General features: G+C 44.5%; 20 protein-coding genes. 8 read left to right on the forward strand and 12 right to left on the reverse strand.

The window, feature by feature from the left end; genetic code table 11:
* The first annotated feature begins 378 nt into the window (after nucleotides 1–378).
* From FRZ54_RS18700 to FRZ54_RS18710, 3 genes are all read left to right on the forward strand, one after another.
* Nucleotides 379–951: an RNA polymerase sigma factor gene (locus FRZ54_RS18700; protein WP_228462538.1), complete on the forward strand. Its 573-nt coding sequence runs from the start codon at nucleotides 379–381 to the stop codon at nucleotides 949–951.
* Between the two features lie 14 nt (nucleotides 952–965).
* A complete protein-coding gene (locus tag FRZ54_RS24545; RefSeq protein WP_187359669.1) occupies nucleotides 966–1397 on the forward strand; it encodes a hypothetical protein in 432 nt (143 codons plus the stop codon).
* 68 nt (nucleotides 1398–1465) lie between these two features.
* Nucleotides 1466–1681 carry a hypothetical protein gene (locus FRZ54_RS18710; RefSeq protein WP_147033349.1) on the forward strand — a complete coding sequence of 72 codons (216 nt, stop codon included), beginning with the start codon at nucleotides 1466–1468 and terminating at the stop codon, nucleotides 1679–1681.
* Between the two features lie 178 nt (nucleotides 1682–1859).
* Here FRZ54_RS18710 and FRZ54_RS18715 read toward each other — a convergent pair whose 3' ends face one another.
* Together FRZ54_RS18715 and FRZ54_RS18720 are read right to left on the reverse strand one after the other, a co-directional pair.
* On the reverse strand, nucleotides 1860–4439 hold the full coding sequence (locus tag FRZ54_RS18715; protein WP_147033350.1) for a M56 family metallopeptidase: 2580 nt from the start codon (nucleotides 4437–4439) through the stop codon (nucleotides 1860–1862).
* Nucleotides 4436–4798: a BlaI/MecI/CopY family transcriptional regulator gene (locus FRZ54_RS18720; protein WP_147033351.1), complete on the reverse strand. Its 363-nt coding sequence runs from the start codon at nucleotides 4796–4798 to the stop codon at nucleotides 4436–4438. The genes FRZ54_RS18715 and FRZ54_RS18720 overlap by 4 nt, the downstream gene beginning before the upstream one ends.
* A gap of 311 nt (nucleotides 4799–5109) precedes the next feature.
* Between FRZ54_RS18720 and FRZ54_RS18725 the strand changes: the two genes are divergently transcribed.
* Together FRZ54_RS18725 and FRZ54_RS18730 are read left to right on the forward strand one after the other, a co-directional pair.
* Complete coding sequence (locus FRZ54_RS18725) at nucleotides 5110–5742, forward strand: phosphatase PAP2-related protein (RefSeq protein WP_147033352.1); 633 nt, start codon at nucleotides 5110–5112, stop codon at nucleotides 5740–5742.
* Between the two features lie 183 nt (nucleotides 5743–5925).
* A complete protein-coding gene (locus FRZ54_RS18730) occupies nucleotides 5926–6804 on the forward strand; it encodes a diiron oxygenase (RefSeq protein WP_147033353.1) in 879 nt (292 codons plus the stop codon).
* Nucleotides 6805–6843: 39 nt separating this feature from the next.
* Here the strand turns inward: FRZ54_RS18730 and FRZ54_RS18735 are convergent, their stop codons facing one another.
* The 9 genes from FRZ54_RS18735 to ribD form a co-directional block, all read right to left on the reverse strand.
* The gene (locus tag FRZ54_RS18735; protein ID WP_147033354.1) at nucleotides 6844–7158 is read right to left on the reverse strand and encodes a ferritin family protein; all 315 of its coding nucleotides are present in this window, start codon (nucleotides 7156–7158) and stop codon (nucleotides 6844–6846) included.
* 50 nt (nucleotides 7159–7208) lie between these two features.
* On the reverse strand, nucleotides 7209–7769 hold the full coding sequence (locus tag FRZ54_RS18740) for a histidine phosphatase family protein (protein ID WP_147033355.1): 561 nt from the start codon (nucleotides 7767–7769) through the stop codon (nucleotides 7209–7211).
* A 22-nt stretch (nucleotides 7770–7791) separates the two neighbouring features.
* The gene (locus FRZ54_RS18745) at nucleotides 7792–8274 is read right to left on the reverse strand and encodes a hypothetical protein (protein WP_147033356.1); all 483 of its coding nucleotides are present in this window, start codon (nucleotides 8272–8274) and stop codon (nucleotides 7792–7794) included.
* Nucleotides 8264–8452 (reverse strand): hypothetical protein, encoded by a 189-nt coding sequence (locus FRZ54_RS18750; RefSeq protein WP_147033357.1) that lies wholly within the window; start codon nucleotides 8450–8452, stop codon nucleotides 8264–8266. The genes FRZ54_RS18745 and FRZ54_RS18750 overlap by 11 nt, the downstream gene beginning before the upstream one ends.
* Complete coding sequence (gene bioB / locus FRZ54_RS18755; protein ID WP_147033358.1) at nucleotides 8439–9464, reverse strand: biotin synthase BioB; 1026 nt, start codon at nucleotides 9462–9464, stop codon at nucleotides 8439–8441. The genes FRZ54_RS18750 and bioB overlap by 14 nt, the downstream gene beginning before the upstream one ends.
* A 47-nt stretch (nucleotides 9465–9511) precedes the next feature.
* A complete protein-coding gene (gene mgtE / locus FRZ54_RS18760; protein ID WP_147033359.1) occupies nucleotides 9512–10870 on the reverse strand; it encodes a magnesium transporter in 1359 nt (452 codons plus the stop codon).
* Between the two features lie 86 nt (nucleotides 10871–10956).
* Entirely contained in the window at nucleotides 10957–11571 is a 615-nt protein-coding gene (locus tag FRZ54_RS18765) for a YigZ family protein (protein ID WP_187359670.1), read from the reverse strand.
* The gene (locus tag FRZ54_RS18770) at nucleotides 11571–12461 is read right to left on the reverse strand and encodes an EamA family transporter (RefSeq protein WP_147033361.1); all 891 of its coding nucleotides are present in this window, start codon (nucleotides 12459–12461) and stop codon (nucleotides 11571–11573) included. The genes FRZ54_RS18765 and FRZ54_RS18770 overlap by 1 nt, the downstream gene beginning before the upstream one ends.
* Nucleotides 12461–13516, reverse strand: coding sequence for a bifunctional diaminohydroxyphosphoribosylaminopyrimidine deaminase/5-amino-6-(5-phosphoribosylamino)uracil reductase RibD (ribD, locus tag FRZ54_RS18775; RefSeq protein WP_147033362.1), 1056 nt, complete (start codon nucleotides 13514–13516; stop codon nucleotides 12461–12463). Before ribD ends, FRZ54_RS18770 begins: the two co-directional genes overlap by 1 nt.
* 131 nt (nucleotides 13517–13647) lie before the next feature.
* Here ribD and prmC point away from each other — a divergent pair, with 131 nt between their 5' ends.
* Nucleotides 13648–14508, forward strand: coding sequence for a peptide chain release factor N(5)-glutamine methyltransferase (gene prmC / locus FRZ54_RS18780; RefSeq protein WP_147033363.1), 861 nt, complete (start codon nucleotides 13648–13650; stop codon nucleotides 14506–14508).
* 35 nt (nucleotides 14509–14543) lie between these two features.
* Here the strand turns inward: prmC and xerD are convergent, their stop codons facing one another.
* Nucleotides 14544–15437: a site-specific tyrosine recombinase XerD gene (gene xerD, locus FRZ54_RS18785; protein WP_147033364.1), complete on the reverse strand. Its 894-nt coding sequence runs from the start codon at nucleotides 15435–15437 to the stop codon at nucleotides 14544–14546.
* A 40-nt stretch (nucleotides 15438–15477) separates the two neighbouring features.
* Between xerD and aroQ the strand changes: the two genes are divergently transcribed.
* Both aroQ and FRZ54_RS18795 read left to right on the forward strand, forming a co-directional pair.
* Nucleotides 15478–15897: a type II 3-dehydroquinate dehydratase gene (gene aroQ, locus FRZ54_RS18790; RefSeq protein ID WP_147033365.1), complete on the forward strand. Its 420-nt coding sequence runs from the start codon at nucleotides 15478–15480 to the stop codon at nucleotides 15895–15897.
* A 90-nt stretch (nucleotides 15898–15987) separates the two neighbouring features.
* Nucleotides 15988–18360: a mechanosensitive ion channel family protein gene (locus tag FRZ54_RS18795; RefSeq protein ID WP_187359671.1), complete on the forward strand. Its 2373-nt coding sequence runs from the start codon at nucleotides 15988–15990 to the stop codon at nucleotides 18358–18360.
* The last annotated feature ends 3 nt before the right edge of the window (nucleotides 18361–18363 follow it).

The following is an 18363-nucleotide window of genomic DNA, read 5'->3' on the forward strand; positions in this document are numbered from 1 at the left end:
AAAAATTAATTCAGAGATAATAATGCCTCTGTCAGGGCTCATTGATATTAATCATTAGTTTCATAATTAGGGCTTATAAACAAATATAATACATATTTTTAGTTAATAAGCACCGTTTTTTAACCCATTTTTTGTAAAAATAATAGGATGATAATTACAACATCTCGTCTATGATATTATCAGCAATTCGGAATATGATCAGTATGCAGACCAATACTGACCTGGTATTTATATTTATTATGTAATATGATCGTGTGCCTATAGTCTATTGTTGCAGATAACGGCTTGTTTGGCTCTTCTAAAAAAAGCGAACAATTTTTTATTTATTTAAAATGTTTTCACCTGCCAATCGTCTCTACCTTTAAAGGAGAAAATAAATTGATCACCGCAGTAATGCCCGAAGAAAAACAAAATCATATCATACAGGCTATCAGATCGTATGGTAAGGGCTTGCTGGGCTTTATCCGGAAACGTGTTAAAAACGATGCCGATGCTGAAGATATCCTGCAGGATGTATGGTACCAGTTAAGCTCCGTGGTAAACGCCGAACCGATAGAGCAAACAGGCGCCTGGCTTTACCGCGTGGCAACCAACAAGATCATTGACAAGAACCGCAAGAAAACCGAAGAGCTGCTCGACCTGTCTCCGGGCGAAGATGGTGACGACGATGATGCCCCCGATTTCAGGGCCATCCTGCTTACCGAAGGCACCACGCCCGAGACCGAATATATACGCAACCTGTTTTGGGAGCAATTGTTTGTGGCCCTGGACGAGTTGCCCGAAGAGCAGCGGCAGGTGTTTATCTGGCAGGAACTGGACGATATCCCCTTTAATGAAATAGCCCAACGCACCGGCGAAAATGTACAGACGCTTGTCTCGAGAAAGCGCTATGCCGTGCTTCACCTGCGCAAAAGGCTAAAACAATTGTATTTAGAGATTACAGAATATTAAAAAGTAAAAAAGACATGAGAGATACAGATTTTGGAGACCGTGCTTACAGGCATAAGGCCCATTTCAGAAAAAAAATAATTTTTATACCCTTCCTGGTAGCCGGCGGGCTGGCGCTTATCAGCTACATCGTAATGCTGCTTTGGAATGGTTTACTGCCCGAAGTTTTGCATACGGGCACCATCACATTCTGGCAAGCCATGGGCCTGTTCATACTTGCCAAAATACTTTTCGGCTTCGGTAAGGGCGGCGGCCGTGGGGGTGCGCCGTGGATGCGCCATAAAATGGAAAGATGGCGGGATATGAGCCCCGAAGAACGTGACCGCCTGCGCGAACAAATGCGCTCACGCTGCAACAAATGGGGCAGGCACCGGGGTGATTTTGATTGGGACCAGCCTGCCGAAAGCGCGACCCCGGCTACAGAAGAGCCCATAAAACCCACTGAATAACAAAAAAACTACCGGTCCTGTCCAATTTTTACGGGCCCGGTAGTTATTGGTTTATAAGATATATGGCAATGGAAATATTGATCTTTAAAACAAACGTTACAAGCAAAAGAAAAGTAAGTAAGGTAAAGCGCTTGCTAACTTCGGTAGATGCCATTAAACAATGGAATTTTGACCTGGAGGATTGCGATAAGGTATTGCGTATAGAAGCTAACGGCCTAAACACCGGCTATGTCGAATCCCTGTTGCATACAGCCGGGTTTCACTGCCAGGAAATGGATTATTAAGGTCACGGGTAACGCTTCATGCTCATCAGGATGACCGTGGCGCATACTAATACTATGGCAATAATGAATACTATCATAACATCCTATGATTTAACAGATTATCGAAAAAATTATTGTGCACGGTATTCAAGACTTACGAAGTTTTAAAAACTCCGTAAGTCTGTTTTAGAAAGTAGGATCAGTTGAATGCGTTCTTCAACTGGATATATTTGTTCAGGTCCTTCGAATTGAACCCTTTTGCTTTCATTTCTTTTATATACTCTGGGGTCACTCCCGTGGCCTTCATTGATGTGGCATCGTTAAGCGATATGTTGGTGAAGCCTATATCTTTAAAACCTTTGATAAAGGCCGGCGTAACGCCCAGGGCCTTAAGCGATGTAACGTCATTCAGCGATACATTGGTAAACCCGATGTCTTTAAAGCCTTTAATAAAACCGGGTGTAACACCCAACGATTTCAGTGAGGACAATTCATTGATCGGGATCTGTTTGTAACCCACGGCCTCGAAACTTTTAATAAATTCGGCGTTAACGTTCAAAGCTTTAAGCGACGATAGTTCGTTGATGGAAATGTTCTTATAGCCCATATCTTCAAAGCCTTTTATAAAATCCGGTTTAATGCCCAGCGCCTTCAGCGATGTCAGGTCATTAGGCGATAGATCTTTATAGCCTATATCATTAAAGCTCTTGATAAAATCGGCATTTACGCCCAGCGATTTGAAAGACATCAATTCATTGGCCGATATATTTTTATAACCCATATCGTTAACACCTTTGATGTATTCAGGCGTAATACCTAACGATCTCAGCGAAACCAGTTCGTTTGCCGATATGTTTTTATAACCCAAAGCAGCAAGGCTTTTGGCATAATCCGAAGTGACACCCACCGCTTTCATGCTGGTCAGTTCATTTATCGGTACGTTGGTGTAGCCGGCTTCCTTGATATCCCGCACATAAGCCGAATCGATGTTCATCGCTTTGAATGAAGTAATATCTTCGGCACGCGGCATTTCATTTTCGTTACCGTTCTTTGCAAATTTTGCGTTAGCTTTTTTCAGGCTTGCTATATACTTGCCGTCTATACCCAAAGCTTTAAAGCTCGTCAGCTGGTTAAAATCAACATCCTTATAGCCGGCTTCACGTATTTCGTGCACATATTCCTTATTGATGCCCAACGCTTTGGCCGACACCAGTTCGTTCGGGCTCATATGCATATAACCTTCCTGTTTCCAGAATTTTATGAAAGGCTCGTCTACTTTAAGCGCGCCCATGGATACCAGATCATTCTTACCAAGATGGGTGTACCCGTTAGCTTTCAGCATCGCCACGTAATCTCTTTTAATATTGATGATAAAAAATGCGAACTGGTCATTTTCCTCTATCCCGGTAATGCCTTCACTTTTCAGGTAATCAGTAAATCCCTTATCGGCCGTGAATTTGTAATGGCCATAACCGTCGTTACCGTCAAACTTTCCATTGAAAAGTACCGTGCCGGCATCGCGTTTAAGCGTAAAATCACCTTTTGTGTCTTTTGGCAGGGACGAAAATTCACTCAGCAGGAAGCTGTCGCTGTTCGACCAGTTATGATCGTCATCATCGTTCCTGAATTCAATGCGCACCTTCTCGCCTTTTATGGTGGCAAACCAGGTACCCTGGCTCATATCCCGCGATCCCCAGTTTTGGTGAAACGATTGATTACGGGAAACAGTGGCTTTGCTTTTGGTTTTTGCCTTGCCCTGGCTGAACGCTGTTTGGTTAAGCGCACAGGCCAGCCCTGCCATCAGCGGCAGCAGGATAAAATATTTCCACATCGTATGGATGTTCGATCTCTTGACGTTCATCATAACAATTCGTTTCTTTAACAGTGATTGATTATAGTTGGTAGTAACGCTCAGCGCCAAATGTGGCACCGATACTTTTAATAAGCTCATCTGGTAGCTTTCCTTTTCAACCGGGTTGTGGCCAAGCACCGTTTCGTCGGTCAAAAACTCCAGGTTGTTTTCCAGTTCGCCCCGGTAAAGCCAGGCAAAAGGGTTAAACCACTGGAACACCAACACGAGTTCGGCTAACAAAATATCCGCGCTGTGGCCCTGCTGTATGTGCACCTTCTCATGCAATAGTATTTGGTTATAGGTATCCCAGTCGTATTTTTCGGGATTGATAAAAATGTTGTTGCCAAACGAGCACGGCGCTTTATCACCGGTAACTTCAATTATCCGGAATTTACCATCCAGTATCACGGGGTTCGAATAGGCGCGGTAAAGCAGTACGATAACTTGCAGCAACAGGTTCAAGCCAAAGGCCCCCACCCCTGCCCAATAGATATAAAACAACCATTTGATAACGATGGGCCATACCGGTTTGGCCTGCTCAGCAATGATGGATTGGGGCTCGCCGGCCGCGGTAACCGTCGGCGCAGCCTGTACCTTTGCCGCCTCATGTTTTACAACAGGCTGTTTTTTTGCTTGTTGTTGCGCCTGCTTTTGGGCGGCCAATACCTGTTTTTGAACTTCAGCTTTTATAAGCACAGCCATTTCCGGTGTTTGCTGAACCTGTGCTTTTAAAGCGGCCCGCCCCGGTTCGCTCCTTAGCGTCCAGGCCTCGGGAATGGTAATAAGCGGCAGCGTGAACGAAAGCCCCAGGCATACAAGCAATATCACCCGGTTAAGTTTATAAAAGGTTTCGCGCTGTAAAAATATCTTGTAAAACAGCAGGCTTATCGATATAAGCAGCGCTACGTGCAATATATAAGGTATCATTTCTTTGACGATTTAATGATGTCTAATATTTCGTTCAGTTCCGATTCTGATATTTTTTGTTCTTTGGCAAAAAAAGCCAGCATGCTTGGATACGAGTTATTGAAGTATTGGCTCACGATATCCTTCATGGCATGTTTCTGGTAATCGTCCCTGCTGATGACCGGGTAGTAACGAAAGATATTACCAAAGGCCTCATGCGCCAGGAAACCTTTCTCCTCCAATATTTTTACCATAGTGGCGACTGAGTTGTAATGTGGTTTCGGATCGGGCAGTTCGGGAATGATCTCTTTAATAAATGCCTTCTCCAGGCTCCAGAAAACCTGCATGATTTGTTCTTCTCTTTTAGCCAGCTTTTGCATTTCTAATCAAATTTTAATCTAAACTAATACTAATCAATTAGTATTACAACTAATCGATTAGTATTTTTTGTAATCAATTGACTATCAGCCTAAAATTTTTTAGCTTGGGTATATATCTTTTGCACAGCTACCTTATACCCGGCCTGGTTACAGGCCGGGCGGAACATTATGGATTAGACGCACGTAACATATTGAATGTGACGGTAGTCATAGGATACATTGGATGTAATTACTTAATTTAATCTTAAGGAAAATTTTACATTCAATTTATCTTGTTATTTTTGCACCCTGATTAATTTTTACAGACTAAAGTGGCCCGGACAATTGCGATAACATTAAGAAATAACTGGAAACAGACCTGGAGTTCCTCGCTTCAGCGTACGCAGATCATTATCGGTTCTATACTGGTGATCGTCATATCCTGTATGATGCCTACGTTTTTCAATCTTATCCAGAAAAGAACGGGCCCGGTTTTAAACGACTGGGTTTTAGCAGCTGTTCCGCCGCATAACGTTTCGTGGGCGATATTTACAGTTATCTGGGGTGTGGGCTTTTATTCGCTTTGGAGAGCAATAGAGAAACCAACGATCTACATCACTTACCTATGGACGTTTATATTCGTCACCATGCTGCGGGTATTGTCCATCAGCCTGATACCGCTCGATCCGCCAAAAGGGTTGATCGTGTTAACTGATCCCCTTACAGGCGTTTTTTACGGCCAAAGTAATATTACAAAAGACTTGTTCTTTTCCGGACATACCTCTATCCTTTTCATGCTGGTACTTTGTTTGGAAAAAAAATCGGATAAAATACTGGCAGGTATTGCCACCTTTATTGTTGCCTGCCTGTTAATAGTGCAGCACGTGCACTACACTGTCGATATTATTGCAGCGCCGATTATTATATATCCTGTTTACAGATTTGTCAAATTTCTGCTTGGATAAGCGACCACAGCCAGTTTCTTAGCGTTAACATAAAAAAGGCCCCCGCCTGGCGGCGGGAGCCCGTCCCGATAACGTTATACTATCGGGAACAACCTAAACCTTATCACGACTTATAAACGGAGTAAATCGTTACTTTAGTTTTGTGATATTGCGTTATGACTTTGGTATGATAAAACCACTGGTATGCAAACAGAAGAGATAGAGCGCCTGATAAAAATAAGCAGGGAACGCCCGTTGCTGCCCGAAAGTTATATCCCCTGGCAGCAGGAACCTCGGGCGGAAGACATCTTTTTGCCCGAAATTCTTACCTCGCTCCACGGGTTAGATATCTACGACACGCTTACCCCTACGCAAAAGATAGAATTGGGCAGGCACGAACTGGTACAGGTGATAGCCTCCTATGCCTGGGGCGAATGCCTTTTTTGCCTGTTCATGACGCGGTATATCCTCACCCTCCCTTTGGCCGACGTCCGGCACCGTTTTCTGCTACGCGAACTGATCGAGGAGTTCCGCCACCAGGAAATGTTTGGGCAGGCTATTAACAAACTGGGCGGCGAACCTATTCCCCAATCGCGGCTGCATAAGTTTTTTGGCGAATTCAGTAACAAGTACCTGCCCGCCGATTATTTATTTATGGGCAGCATATCGGTTGAGTTGGTTACAGATGTTTACGGGAACTACGCACGTAAATCGCCCGGTGTTTACCCGGTAATACGCAAAATGTTCGACCTGCATAATATCGAGGAGGCGCGGCATATCCTTTTCACCAGGGCGCTCCTTAAAGAATATGCGGCAAAAGCAGGGTACATCAAGCGCACCCTGTATAGTTATGTCATCCTGTTCAATATCCTGTTCGTACGCACCATGTATGTGAAAAAAAAAATATTTGAACGCACCGGCATCCAAAACCCCGATAGGGTTTATAAGATGGCGTCAAAGAATTTCAAACAGAAATTCGCTGAAACCTGCCTCGGTGATATTATTGAATTTGTAGATAGCTGGCGGGGTTTTAACCGTGCCACCCGCTGGGCCTGGCGCCGCATTTTAAAAGCAAAAGTTTAAACCGGCATCCAACAATAAAACAATCAGGCAATACAGCAATTATTCCGATGCTTCCTCACCCTTCTCTCCCAGTTTCACAATATCGCCTTCTTTAAATAATATAGCCTTCAAAGTATCCCGCCATTTGGGTTTCTGGCGCAGCAGAAATTCCAGGTCCATGCCAAAATGTTTAAATTCTTCGTGCTGGGCGTTCTGCATAATGGCTTTGGCCTGCTTGTCTTTTTCTACGGATATACGTTGTTCATACCAGTTGATAGCCTCAGCTTCTTCAGTAAGCGAAACGATCATCCTGGCGAAAGTGCGTGTCTTGTCGGATAACTCCTCTGGTGGTTCGTGGTATTGGTCAAATGACATAATTCTTTCCTTTTGGATATAAAAAGAATTATTGCCGCGAATTGTTTTAGTCAGAATGAACAAGCCGAAGACGGCTTTATATCCTCCTTATCTGTAGCTAAGGACGCTTTGTCTTTCTTATAGGTGATTATCCAGATGCTGTCAAAATCCGTACCGGGCCAGGCAGGTGGATTTTTGATGCCAAGCGCTTTGGCTATCTTCGGTATATTATCATGTTCCCACACCACAATAACAACGCCGTTAAGCTTTGTTATTTCATTGGCCAGGTCCTTATGATCATCCACCGCGTAAGTGCTGTTGATGGCGAGGTTATATTTTACCGCATAAGGCGTAATCAGTTGGAACATGCGCACCGGTTTGGTCTGGCTGCCCGATTTAATTGCCGGCACAAATATGGCCGATGCCGTGCCAAACTTGTCGTAAAGCACCTTAGGCAAAGCCAGCGAACGATTAAAGCCCGCACAATCAAGGTTATCGCCGTCCGCGGGTTTTTCGCCATGCCTGATAATAACCACTTTCAGGTCCTGGCTTTTTTTCTGGCATGCGCCAAAGGTGGCAAAGCAGCATGCTGTTGTCAGAAGGAATAAAAGCCTGACGTAATTTTTCATCATTTCTTGCTATTGGACAATGAATTTACTTGCCTTTCTTCTTCATGTCATCCAGGCGAGAAACATCAAACCAGTCTTTCTCTCTGTGTGTTAATATTTTCATTCGCCGAAGAAACTCATAATTAACAACGTTTAAAATTAGTCCGTCACCTAAGTCATGCTTTATCATTTCTTTTTCAGCTAAGTCGAAATTGATTGTGGGATGAACAATTGTTAAACAGTCTATAGAGTCGGGCATCTCTCCTATGGTACATTTGAAAAAAGACGTAAAATCTTCTTGTTTTATGACAGACACTTCTTCTTCTGTATATTTCAAATCAAGAAGAACGTTGTAAAAAGCATCCCGGTTGAAATTAGTTGGTGCCAGCCAAATATCAATATCGCTTGTATGGCGTTCAACTCCATGAAAATTTACGGCAACTCCTCCTATCAGCATATATCTTACCTTGTGCTTTTGCATATAGGTAAGAAATTCTATGAAAAACTTATCCTCAATGTCAAACGCCATCGTGTGTATGATAAATCTTAAATATTTTTGCCGGTAACTGCGGGCTTTTCCTGAAGTTTATTTTCTTTTTCAATTTAAAAAAATACCGTAATCTTTCTGAATAAGTAAGCATCGCAAAAAACTGCCTGCGCTCTTCTTCATCTTCTTCGAATGTGGTATTTATTTTAATTCGCTTCAATTTTTTCCAGGTTGATATATTCCTGCAAACTTTCCTGCTGACCCGGTTTGCCATTTTTAAAGGCAGCCCTTGGCTTCAATCCCAATAGTTCAAACATCGCCATATCGGTATCGAACGACGGGTTTGGCGTAGTCAGTAATTTATCGCCAGCAAATATCGAGTTTGCACCCGCCATAAAGCAAAGAGCCTGCTCTACGGTGGTCATTTCTGTCCGTCCTGCAGATAAGCGCACTACCGTTTTAGGCATAATTATCCGCGTTGTCGCTATCATGCGTACCATATCCCAAACAGCTACTTTCGCCTGGTCGGCCAGCGGAGTCCCTTTGATGGGTACCAAAGCATTGATAGGCACCGATTCCGGGTGTTTAGGCAGGTTCGAAAGCGTCTTCAGCATCGAAATTCTATCTTCAACCGTTTCACCCAGGCCAATAATGCCACCGCTGCAAACGGTTATTTTAGCCTTGCGTACATGCTCAAGCGTTTTCAGGCGCTCGTCGTAGGTCCGGGTGGTAATTATGCGTTTGTAGTCTTCTTCCGATGTATCCAGGTTATGATTATAGGCATACAGCCCGGCATCTGCTAAACGCTGCGCCTGCGATTCGGTAAGCATACCCAGCGTACAGCAAACCTCCATGTCCAGATCGTTCACGGCCTTTACCATGTCAATCACCTTATCAAAATCGCGGTTATCGCGCACCTCGCGCCAGGCAGCACCCATACAAAGTCTTGATGCGCCGCCTGCTTTGGCTTTTTCAGCAGCAGCTATCACTTCGTCCTTAGGCATTATGGCGTGTACGTCCACCCCGGTGTTATAACGCGCCGCCTGCGGGCAGTAGGCGCAGTCTTCGGGGCAGCCGCCGGTTTTGATGGAGATAAGCGAGCTTATCTGCACTTCAGAATAGTCCTTATTTTCGCGGTGAATGGTAGCGGCTTCATAGATCAGGTCTAAAAGCGGCTGATGATATATTGCTGATATTTCTTCTTTTGTCCAGTTGTTTCTAAGCTCTGCCATAGGTTTCGTTTTCGACGGTCAAATTTATAATAAAGCTTTATAATAGCTTAATGATGCGGTAATAAAAACTGCGTAGCCAGCCAAAGCGGTAATAAAAACCCTGCGCAGTCGGTAAAAGTGGTGATAATGATAGACGATGCCACAGCCGGGTCAATACCTACCCGCTTCAAAACCAGCGGTATAGTGGCCCCTGTTAACCCGGCAATGATCAGGTTACCCGTCATCGCCAAAAACAAAACGAGGCCCAGTTTCAAATTGGCATCATAGATCATAGCAATAAAAAATACGATCAATCCATTTGCCGCGCCGTTTATCAGGCCAACTAAAAACTCTTTGAGCACAGTATTATACGCCTGGCGGTCGGTAAGGTCGCTTAGCGAGATACGCCGCACGGTAACCGCAAGTGCCTGTGTGGCGGCATTGCCTCCCATGCCGGCAATAATGGTCATATAAGCCGAAATAATGGCAATGCGTTCTATCGTGGTATCAAAATGCCTGATAATTGAAGCAGCAAGGTAGGCCGTGCCCAAATTGATGATGAGCCAGGGCAGGCGGCTTTTTACAGCAGCTTTCCAGTTACCGCTCAGTTCTTCGTCCTCAGACACACCGGATATTTTTAATATATCCTCGGTGCTCTCTTCCTCCATTACGTCAATAATATCATCCACCGTAATCCGCCCCAGCAGTTTCATGTGGTCGTCTACAACGGGTATCGCCGTCAGGTTGTACTGCGAAATAAGTTTGGCTACCTCCTCCTGGTCCAGGTCGGCTTTAACATATACAAAATCTTTGATCACCAGGTTCTCTATCCAGGTATTGGCATGGGCCTTGATGATAGATTTGATGGATAATATACCTTTCAGTACGTCAAACTCGTCGACAGCATAAATAGTATTGAACTCTTCCATCTCCTCCGACTGCCGGATGATCTCGTCCAGCGCGTCTTTCTTATCAAGATAAATGTTCACCTTGATCACCTGCGAGTTCATCAGGCCGCCGGCAGTATCTTCAGCGTAGCCTAAAAGCGCGCGGATGTTCGAAGCGTCTTCCTCGTCCAGGTCCTCGAGTATCTCTTTTTGCTCATGTTCTTCTAATTGCGATATGATATCCGTCGCATCGTCGTAGTCGAGTTCCTCGATGATCTCCGACCGTTTTTCAGGGTGCAGGCTGATAAGCAGTTCGCCGGGGTCCTGCTCCTCGTTCATCTCGGATATTACTTCCGATGCCTCTTCGGTTGGCAGTATGTTGATGATCTTTTCCCTTGCCTCAAGCGGGAGCTGTTCAAAAAGTATGGCGATCTCCGACGCATGATACTCGGCCAGAACCTTCTCTAACTCAGCATCATCGCCACCAAGCGCGGTTTTAATGCGCTCAAGGTCTTCCTTATTGATCTCGAACGATTCCATACCCGACTAAAATACATAAATATGCCGCAATAGCTGTGAAAAAATGAACAAAATCGAAGTCCGTAGCGAAGACTTGCCAAAGAAAATCAAACCGTATAATCAAACCTGACTTTAACTGAAGAAAGCTTTTGCAACCGCCCCAGCACGTGGTTCACCTGCATTTTTCGGATAGACAGTTTGATCTCGCAATTATTGTCAAACTGCTGGTGCAGTACCTCAAGATTATCTTCCTTGATCAGCTTCATCACATCGTTCATCTGCCGGTAATCAAATGACAAAGTGTAAACATCATTCATTGTTTTTTCAATCGCTCTACATTCGTTCAAAGCCAATTCTGTAGCCGTACGATAGGCATTGATCAAACCAGGAACACCGAGCAAAGTGCCGCCAAAATAGCGTACCACTATAACAGCAACATTCGTCAAATTTCGCGACAGCAGAGTATTTAATATTGGCCTTCCGGCTGTGCCCGAGGGTTCACCGTCATCGTTCAGGCGGAAAACCGACCTGTCGGTGCTCCAGCGCAGTGCCCAACAATGATGATTGGCTTTTGGGTGTTCGTGTTTAAGATTCGCGACGATTGCTTTTATGTCCTGGTCGGAGTTTAACGGGTAAGCGTAACCTAAAAATTTACTGCCCCTGTCACGAAAAATGGCTTCGCCGGGCCTGTCAATAGTGAAATAAGTATCGTCAAAAAGCATCAGGAAATAAAAGCAATGAGCCGGTGGATAGAATCGGGAAAGGAATTGATCAGTATAGCTATGATACCGAGCGCAATCCCCACCAAATTGATCAAACTCAGTTTTTCCCTAAAAATCAGGAGTCCTACCAAAGCGCCTGCTATGATAACCCCTATATCCATCGATGAAAACACATAGGATGGCCGGTCGGCCAAAACGCGGTGCGCTTTTATAAAAAACAGGATATTGCCAAAATTAGCTATTCCCAATATCCACCCTATCAAAATATGCGGCCACGAGAAGCGCATTTTTTTATTGGCGATCAGATACACCATGCCGATAACCGATACCGCAAACGCCACTATAAAAACATAAAACAGCGATGTGGTAAATGGCACTTCTTTGATCTTGGCTACCTGCTTCAGCAAGACGTCGATAATGCCCATACCGAGGAATATAACGGCAAGGTATATCCACGAATAGGACGAACGCCGCCTTACGGCACGTTTTTGTTTCCACGGCACCAGGCATATCAGCGCGGCGAAGCCTATAGAAATGGCAACTACTTTAACCGTATCCAATTTTTCGCCGAATATCAGGAACGATGCGATAACCGGGATAAATAACGACAAGCGCTGCGCCACATCCGTACGAACAATTCCCGTGAGTTTGATGGATGAAGCGATGACCAGGAAAAGAACCGGGAGCAGTATACCCAGTCCGGCATAAATAGCAAATGGCGCTTGCTGAAAGGGTATCGTATGCGGTTTAAAAAACAGCCAGGTAAGCAGTATTGCCGCGGAGTAATTCCAGGTGATGGCCTGGTAAACATCGATCTGGTACCGTTTGGCAAGTTTTAGCATCACCGAAACTGTAACACTGAAGCAAATACTCAGGAATATATAAAACATTAGTGCTTAGGTTTATTGTATATCGTTTGCAACCTGTCGTTTCCTATTAATGACTCCTCAGCCCCCTCTCCTGTTACACTTGGCGCTTTGATTCCCTTTCTTAATACAGTTTTGCCGGTAAATACTCTTGCCTCGTCCCACAAGCCGGCTCCGATGAAACTATTCAGCGTATGAGCTCCTCCTTCGATAATAACAGACTGAATATCCTGCAAATACAACTGGAACAAAATATACTGTGGCACAAAACGTTCAAAGTCTTCCAGTGCAATATACTTAATTTTACCGTCGATGTCCGTTTTCACTTCGTTGAATACCAGTGTCTCTACGCTTTGGTCGTAAATATTTAAAGAAGCGTCAAGTTCCAGCCTGCGGTCAATCACCACTCTTTTAGGCGATTTCCCCGGCCACAGGCGAGTGTTCAGTTGTGGGTTATCTATGGCTGCTGTATTTTTTCCTACTAATATTGCATCCTCTTCGCTGCGCCACTGATGCACCAGCCTTTGCGATTCTTCACCGGTTATCCAAAACTGGCTCTTGTCTGCCGGAGCGAAAAAGCCATCCGTAGTCTGCGCCCATTTAAGTACAATATAAGGGCGCTTCTGTTGTACCCTGGTGAAAAAACGCCTGTTTAACCAATTACATTCGGCTTCCAGCACACCTGTGATAACTTCAATACCTGCCTGCTGAAGCTTCTCGATTCCTTTTCCATCCACCTGGTCAAACGGGTCGCGGCACCCGACAATCACTTTTGGGATGCGCTGCTTAATAATCAGGTCGGCACAGGGCGGTGTTTTGCCATAGTGTGCGCAAGGTTCAAGCGAAACGTAGATGGTGCTGCTTCTTAATAATTCTTCCGCATTATCATACTTTGACAACACCGAATTCACTGCATTTACTTCAGCATGGGCCTGTCCGTATTGCCGGTGGTAACCTTCTCCAATTATCTTTTCCTCATGAACTATTACCGCCCCCACCATAGGGTTCGGGCTAACGCTACCTATACCCAAAGCGGCAAGCTCCAAGCAGCGCTGCATGTATGTTTCGTGGAAGGACATAGGGCAAATATAGTGTTTGTGATTGCACTGATTACCGGAAATGATTACACCGATCTATGATTTCTACTACACAATAATTTTGTTAATTCATTAATTCTGTAAATTCTGATTCAGATATGTTAATTTGTTGGATGAAAACCATTAAAGCTGTTTCAACAATATTCCGTGGAAAATTAGCTCATCTTTATGATCTGAAAGAGATCGACTCAATCTGCATGTTGGTTTTAACTGAGGTGGCGGGCACTACGCACGCAAGAATTAAGGCTTTTCCTGAATTAGAATTGTCCTGGAAGCAAATCGAATCTTTAAAAAATATACTTGATCAATTAGTTATCGGCAAACCAATTCAGTATATTTTGGGACAGACAGAATTTTATGGGCTTACTTTCAAAGTAAATCCATCCGTCCTTATACCGCGACCGGAGACGGAGGAATTAGTTTATTGGACCATTTCATTGATAAAAGAAACGAAACTGGCCGGGGGCAACATTTTGGATATCGGAACTGGATCGGGTTGTATTGCCATCAGCCTGAAAAAAAACTTACCCGAATTTTCCGTTTCCGCAATTGATATTTCATCTGATGCTTTAAAAACCGCCGGTGAAAATGCCGAATTAAATAATACAGAAGTCAACTTCATCTTAGGTGACATTTTAAATCCGAAATTGAACATTCAAAATTCGAAATTTGAAATCATTGTCTCCAACCCCCCTTACGTCACTCTTGATGACAAAAAGCAAATGCACACGAATGTAACCGATTTTGAACCCCACACTGCCCTGTTCGTTCCGGAAAACGACCCCTTAATTTTCTACAAAGCCATAACCGATTTTGCCTCAAAAAACCTTAAACCCGGTGGCTTATTGTTCTTCGAGATCAATGAAAGTTATGGTGAACAGACAGTTGAACTATTAAATAGTAAACGATTCATAAACATCGAGTTAAGAAAAGACATGGGTGGGCGGGATAGGATGATTAAAGCAGTCAGGTAGCATCCCTCTGCCAACTGCCTACTCCAAACTGCAAACTAACTTCTCGGATGATAAGAACCTATCACCTCCTTCAAATACTCCCTGTCCAAATGCGTATATATCTCGGTGGTCGTAATACTTTCATGCCCCAGCATTTCCTGTACCGCACGCAGGTCGGCGCCGCCTTCAACCAGGTGGGTTGCAAATGAATGCCGCAGCGTATGCGGACTGATGATCTTCTTGATCCCGGCTGCTTCCGCCAATTGTTTGATCAGCATAAACACATAAACCCTGCTCAGGCGTGATCCCCTCCGATTCAGGAATACCATATCCTCCTCTCCTTTTTTAATAGGGATATGTACCCGAACCTGTTCTATCCATATTTTCAAAGCCGTTATCGCTTCCCCTCCAATAGGCACCAGGCGTTCCTTACTGCCTTTGCCAAGCACCTTCACAAATTCTATATCGAGGTACAGGTTGGATAACTTTAGTTCCGTCAACTCCGATACCCGCAAACCGCAGCTGTACAACACCTCGATAATGGCTTTATTACGCGGTCCCTCGGGTTTGGACAGGTCAATAACGCTAAGCAATTTCTCAATATCCGGGTAACTTAATGTAACCGGCAGTTTCCGTTGTTTTTTGGGTGATTCGAGCAGTTCCGCAGGATCGTTTTTGATCAGGTCCTCGATTAGGAGATATTTATAAAAAGACTTAACACCGGATAGCACCCTGGCTTGCGACGATGGTAACATCCCGAGTTCGTTCACCCAGGTAATGAATTGCCGCAGGTTTGAAAGTGCTATTGTTTCAGGTTTCAGATTCTCTGTTTCAGCAAATTGCCGTAGCTTCTCGATATCCCGGCTGTAAGCTTCGATAGAATTCTCTGAAAGCCCCTTCTCCAGCTTAAGGTAAGCCTGAAATCCTTTTATCGCCGATCTCCAGTCCAATTGATTTTGCTTTTAATGTTTTATGGTTAAGTTTGAGGTAATGAATATACAAATTATCAACGGCCCCAACCTGAACCTGCTCGGCGTTCGCGAGAAATCCATCTATGGCGACAGCAGCTTCGAAAGCTACCTTCAGGATCTACGCAAACGTTACGCAAACATCACCATAAATTATTATCAAAGTAACGTCGAGGGCGAAATTATTAACAAGTTGCACGAGGTTGGCTTTACCGTCGACGGCATAGTGATAAATGCCGGAGCTTATACCCATACTTCTGTTGCTATTGGCGATGCCATTGCTGGCATCAAAGCACCGGTTATCGAGGTGCACATCTCGAACGTTTACAAACGCGAGGAATTCAGGCATAAATCTTTACTGGCGGCAAACTGCAAAGGCGTTATTGCCGGCTTTGGTCTCGACTCCTACCGTTTGGCTATTGAAAATTTGGTAAACGGATAATTTTATTTTGTAAATTGTTTTACACTATCCCTCAAGAAAATTTATATGTGCCGGGCATTAAAAATTAGCGCATTACTACTTCTTACCTTCTTGTTTTTCGGCAACAGCTTTGCCCAAACCCACGAAAAAACAAAAAAACCACTTACAGCGCGGGAAAGTGAAAGAAAAGCGATCCGTTCGCGCGATTCGGTTTTGCAGGCACTGAGCCGGAGCGACACCTCTATCAACAGTTTACTACAGCATCTGGAGCAATACCACACCACCTTTAACCAAATGCGGAATAACCTCGCCGAAGGTTTGGATACCACAGATGTCAGCGAACAATTGCCCGGGATAACAAGGAGACTTGGACGAATAAGAAACCTTATCAACACCAAAAAGTCGAGCACGCTGCGCTACCTGTTCGTGATGCGGGACAACCTGGATCATATACAGGACCAGCTCAAAGGCTGGCAATCGGACATGGACGATATCAGCACCAAGCTGGTACAAAACCAGCACGATATCATTCAGTTTTCAAAGGACACCTCTCTCAATAACGTACCTGAAGACAACGAATTACGCAGCGCTTATTTTGAACAGGGTATTGCCGTAAGGGCGGTTTGGCACCAGGTGGATTCGATCAATCGTACCGACCTATACAAGTTAAACCTGCTGCAAAATAAAATTGCCACGGCTTTTACCAACGCACTGGACGAGGACGACCTGATAGATGCCAAGATCAGGAAATTCGCCATACGATCGATGTCGGGCGAGTTCAACTGGATAGGCGCAAAAAATGACGTAAAATACAGCCGCATAGATTCTGCGTTGCGAAGTACTATAAGACTCAACACCATACAGGCCAATTATTTTTTTAAGAACGAAACCGGCACCCACGCCATAGCCTTAGGTTTCCTGGCACTTGTTTTACTCTGGATATTGTTTAATCGTTACAAAACGGTCAAACATCTCGAACACCAGGAACTCGTTTCAGATCACGCGCGCATTGTATACCGCAGGCCGATCGTTTCGGCATTACTTATACCCACTGCCATAGCTCCGTACTTTTATGACCACCCTCCTGTATTTTTCCTCGAATGTTGTTTCATCGTTACTATTATCCTAGTGCTTATCCTGGTAAAGAATAATTTTCCACTTTCGCTGTTCAGCTTCCTGTTCAAACTATTCTGGGTGACGACAGTCTATTGCCTCAGCAACTTGCTGGTGCAGATCACAGGCGAAGACAGGTATGTTGTGCTGCTGTTAAGCATCGTCTCGATAACTTTTGCGGCGTTGTTCTACAACCGTATAAAGAAAGAACCACAAGAACATCTCAGCTATACCAAACTGATCCTGAAGATATTCGTTTTGATGCACCTGGTATCAATCGTCCTCAATGTTACAGGCAGGTTTAGCCTGGCAAAAATTGTGGGCATTACAGCGGTGTTCAACCTGTGGCTTACCGTGGCACTTTATTTTATTATCAGGATCATTATTCAAACTATGTTTCTACAGCTTCATACCCGTAAAGCCGAAAGCAGCTTTATCAGTATGATCGACTACAATACGCTGCAAAAAAAATTCAGGAATGTGCTAACCACTTTGGCATCCCTGCTTTGGATATTCTTCCTGTTGCAAAATTTGAACATAGACGACTGGGTGCACGATTATTTAACCGATACATTGAACGAGTCGCGCAATATAGGCGGCGCCTCTTTCACATTCGGAGGTTTTGTCATTTTCTTTTTAGTGATTTGGCTGTCGTCGCTGCTGTCGCGTGTCATCAGTTATTTTTACGACCTGTCCTCGCAGCATACTAACGATATTTCGGTACTAAAGAAAAAGAACCGCGCGTCTACCTTACTTATCCGTATCGGCGTGTTTACTGTTGGTTTTTTGCTGGCGGTTGGGGCGTCGGGCTTTCCCCTCGATAAACTCACCATCATTTTCAGCGCCTTTGGCGTAGGTATTGGCTTTGGTTTGCAGAATGTAACCAATAACCTCGTTTCGGGTATGATACTGGCCTTTGAAAAACCGATACAAATAGGCGATGTGATAGAAGTTGGCGGGCGGCAGGGTACGATGAAAGAAATCGGCATCCGTTCGAGCAGGCTCGAGACAGGTGATGGCGCCGAGGTTATCATACCCAATGGCGACCTGATCTCGCAAAATGTTGTTAATTGGACGCTTAGTAACGCCAGCCGGCAAGTCGAGCTGGTAGTGCATACCGCTTATGGGTCCGATATAGAAAAAGTGACATCGCTGTTGCAGGAAATAATGGCTAAACGTGATGACATTATGGATAATCCGGGGCCATCCGTTTTCCTCCTGAATGTTTCTGACGACGCAGTCGATTTCCGGGTACTTTTCTGGGCAGCTGATATCAGCCACTATTCCGAATTGCGCAGCCGCGTGCTGGCGGATATTTACGCCGAATTTGCAAAAGCGGGCATCGCAATACCTAAAAAGAAGAAAGAGTAAACC

The organism is Mucilaginibacter ginsenosidivorans (assembly GCF_007971025.1).
GTDB lineage: Bacteria > Bacteroidota > Bacteroidia > Sphingobacteriales > Sphingobacteriaceae > Mucilaginibacter > Mucilaginibacter ginsenosidivorans.

What these genes read in the sequence shown, in the direction of transcription:
- FRZ54_RS24545 (WP_187359669.1), top strand. Translation starts at nt 966, where the DNA reads ATGAGAGATACAGATTTTGGAGACCGTGCTTACAGGCATAAGGCCCAT.
- FRZ54_RS18710 (WP_147033349.1), top strand. Translation starts at nt 1,466, where the DNA reads ATGGAAATATTGATCTTTAAAACAAACGTTACAAGCAAAAGAAAAGTA.
- FRZ54_RS18715 (WP_147033350.1), bottom strand. Translation starts at nt 4,439, where the DNA reads ATGATACCTTATATATTGCACGTAGCGCTGCTTATATCGATAAGCCTG.
- FRZ54_RS18720 (WP_147033351.1), bottom strand. Translation starts at nt 4,798, where the DNA reads ATGCAAAAGCTGGCTAAAAGAGAAGAACAAATCATGCAGGTTTTCTGG.
- FRZ54_RS18730 (WP_147033353.1), top strand. Translation starts at nt 5,926, where the DNA reads ATGCAAACAGAAGAGATAGAGCGCCTGATAAAAATAAGCAGGGAACGC.
- FRZ54_RS18735 (WP_147033354.1), bottom strand. Translation starts at nt 7,158, where the DNA reads ATGTCATTTGACCAATACCACGAACCACCAGAGGAGTTATCCGACAAG.
- FRZ54_RS18740 (WP_147033355.1), bottom strand. Translation starts at nt 7,769, where the DNA reads ATGATGAAAAATTACGTCAGGCTTTTATTCCTTCTGACAACAGCATGC.
- FRZ54_RS18745 (WP_147033356.1), bottom strand. Translation starts at nt 8,274, where the DNA reads ATGGCGTTTGACATTGAGGATAAGTTTTTCATAGAATTTCTTACCTAT.
- bioB (WP_147033358.1), bottom strand. Translation starts at nt 9,464, where the DNA reads ATGGCAGAGCTTAGAAACAACTGGACAAAAGAAGAAATATCAGCAATA.
- mgtE (WP_147033359.1), bottom strand. Translation starts at nt 10,870, where the DNA reads ATGGAATCGTTCGAGATCAATAAGGAAGACCTTGAGCGCATTAAAACC.
- FRZ54_RS18765 (WP_187359670.1), bottom strand. Translation starts at nt 11,571, where the DNA reads ATGCTTTTTGACGATACTTATTTCACTATTGACAGGCCCGGCGAAGCC.
- FRZ54_RS18770 (WP_147033361.1), bottom strand. Translation starts at nt 12,461, where the DNA reads ATGTTTTATATATTCCTGAGTATTTGCTTCAGTGTTACAGTTTCGGTG.
- ribD (WP_147033362.1), bottom strand. Translation starts at nt 13,516, where the DNA reads ATGTCCTTCCACGAAACATACATGCAGCGCTGCTTGGAGCTTGCCGCT.
- prmC (WP_147033363.1), top strand. Translation starts at nt 13,648, where the DNA reads ATGAAAACCATTAAAGCTGTTTCAACAATATTCCGTGGAAAATTAGCT.
- aroQ (WP_147033365.1), top strand. Translation starts at nt 15,478, where the DNA reads ATGAATATACAAATTATCAACGGCCCCAACCTGAACCTGCTCGGCGTT.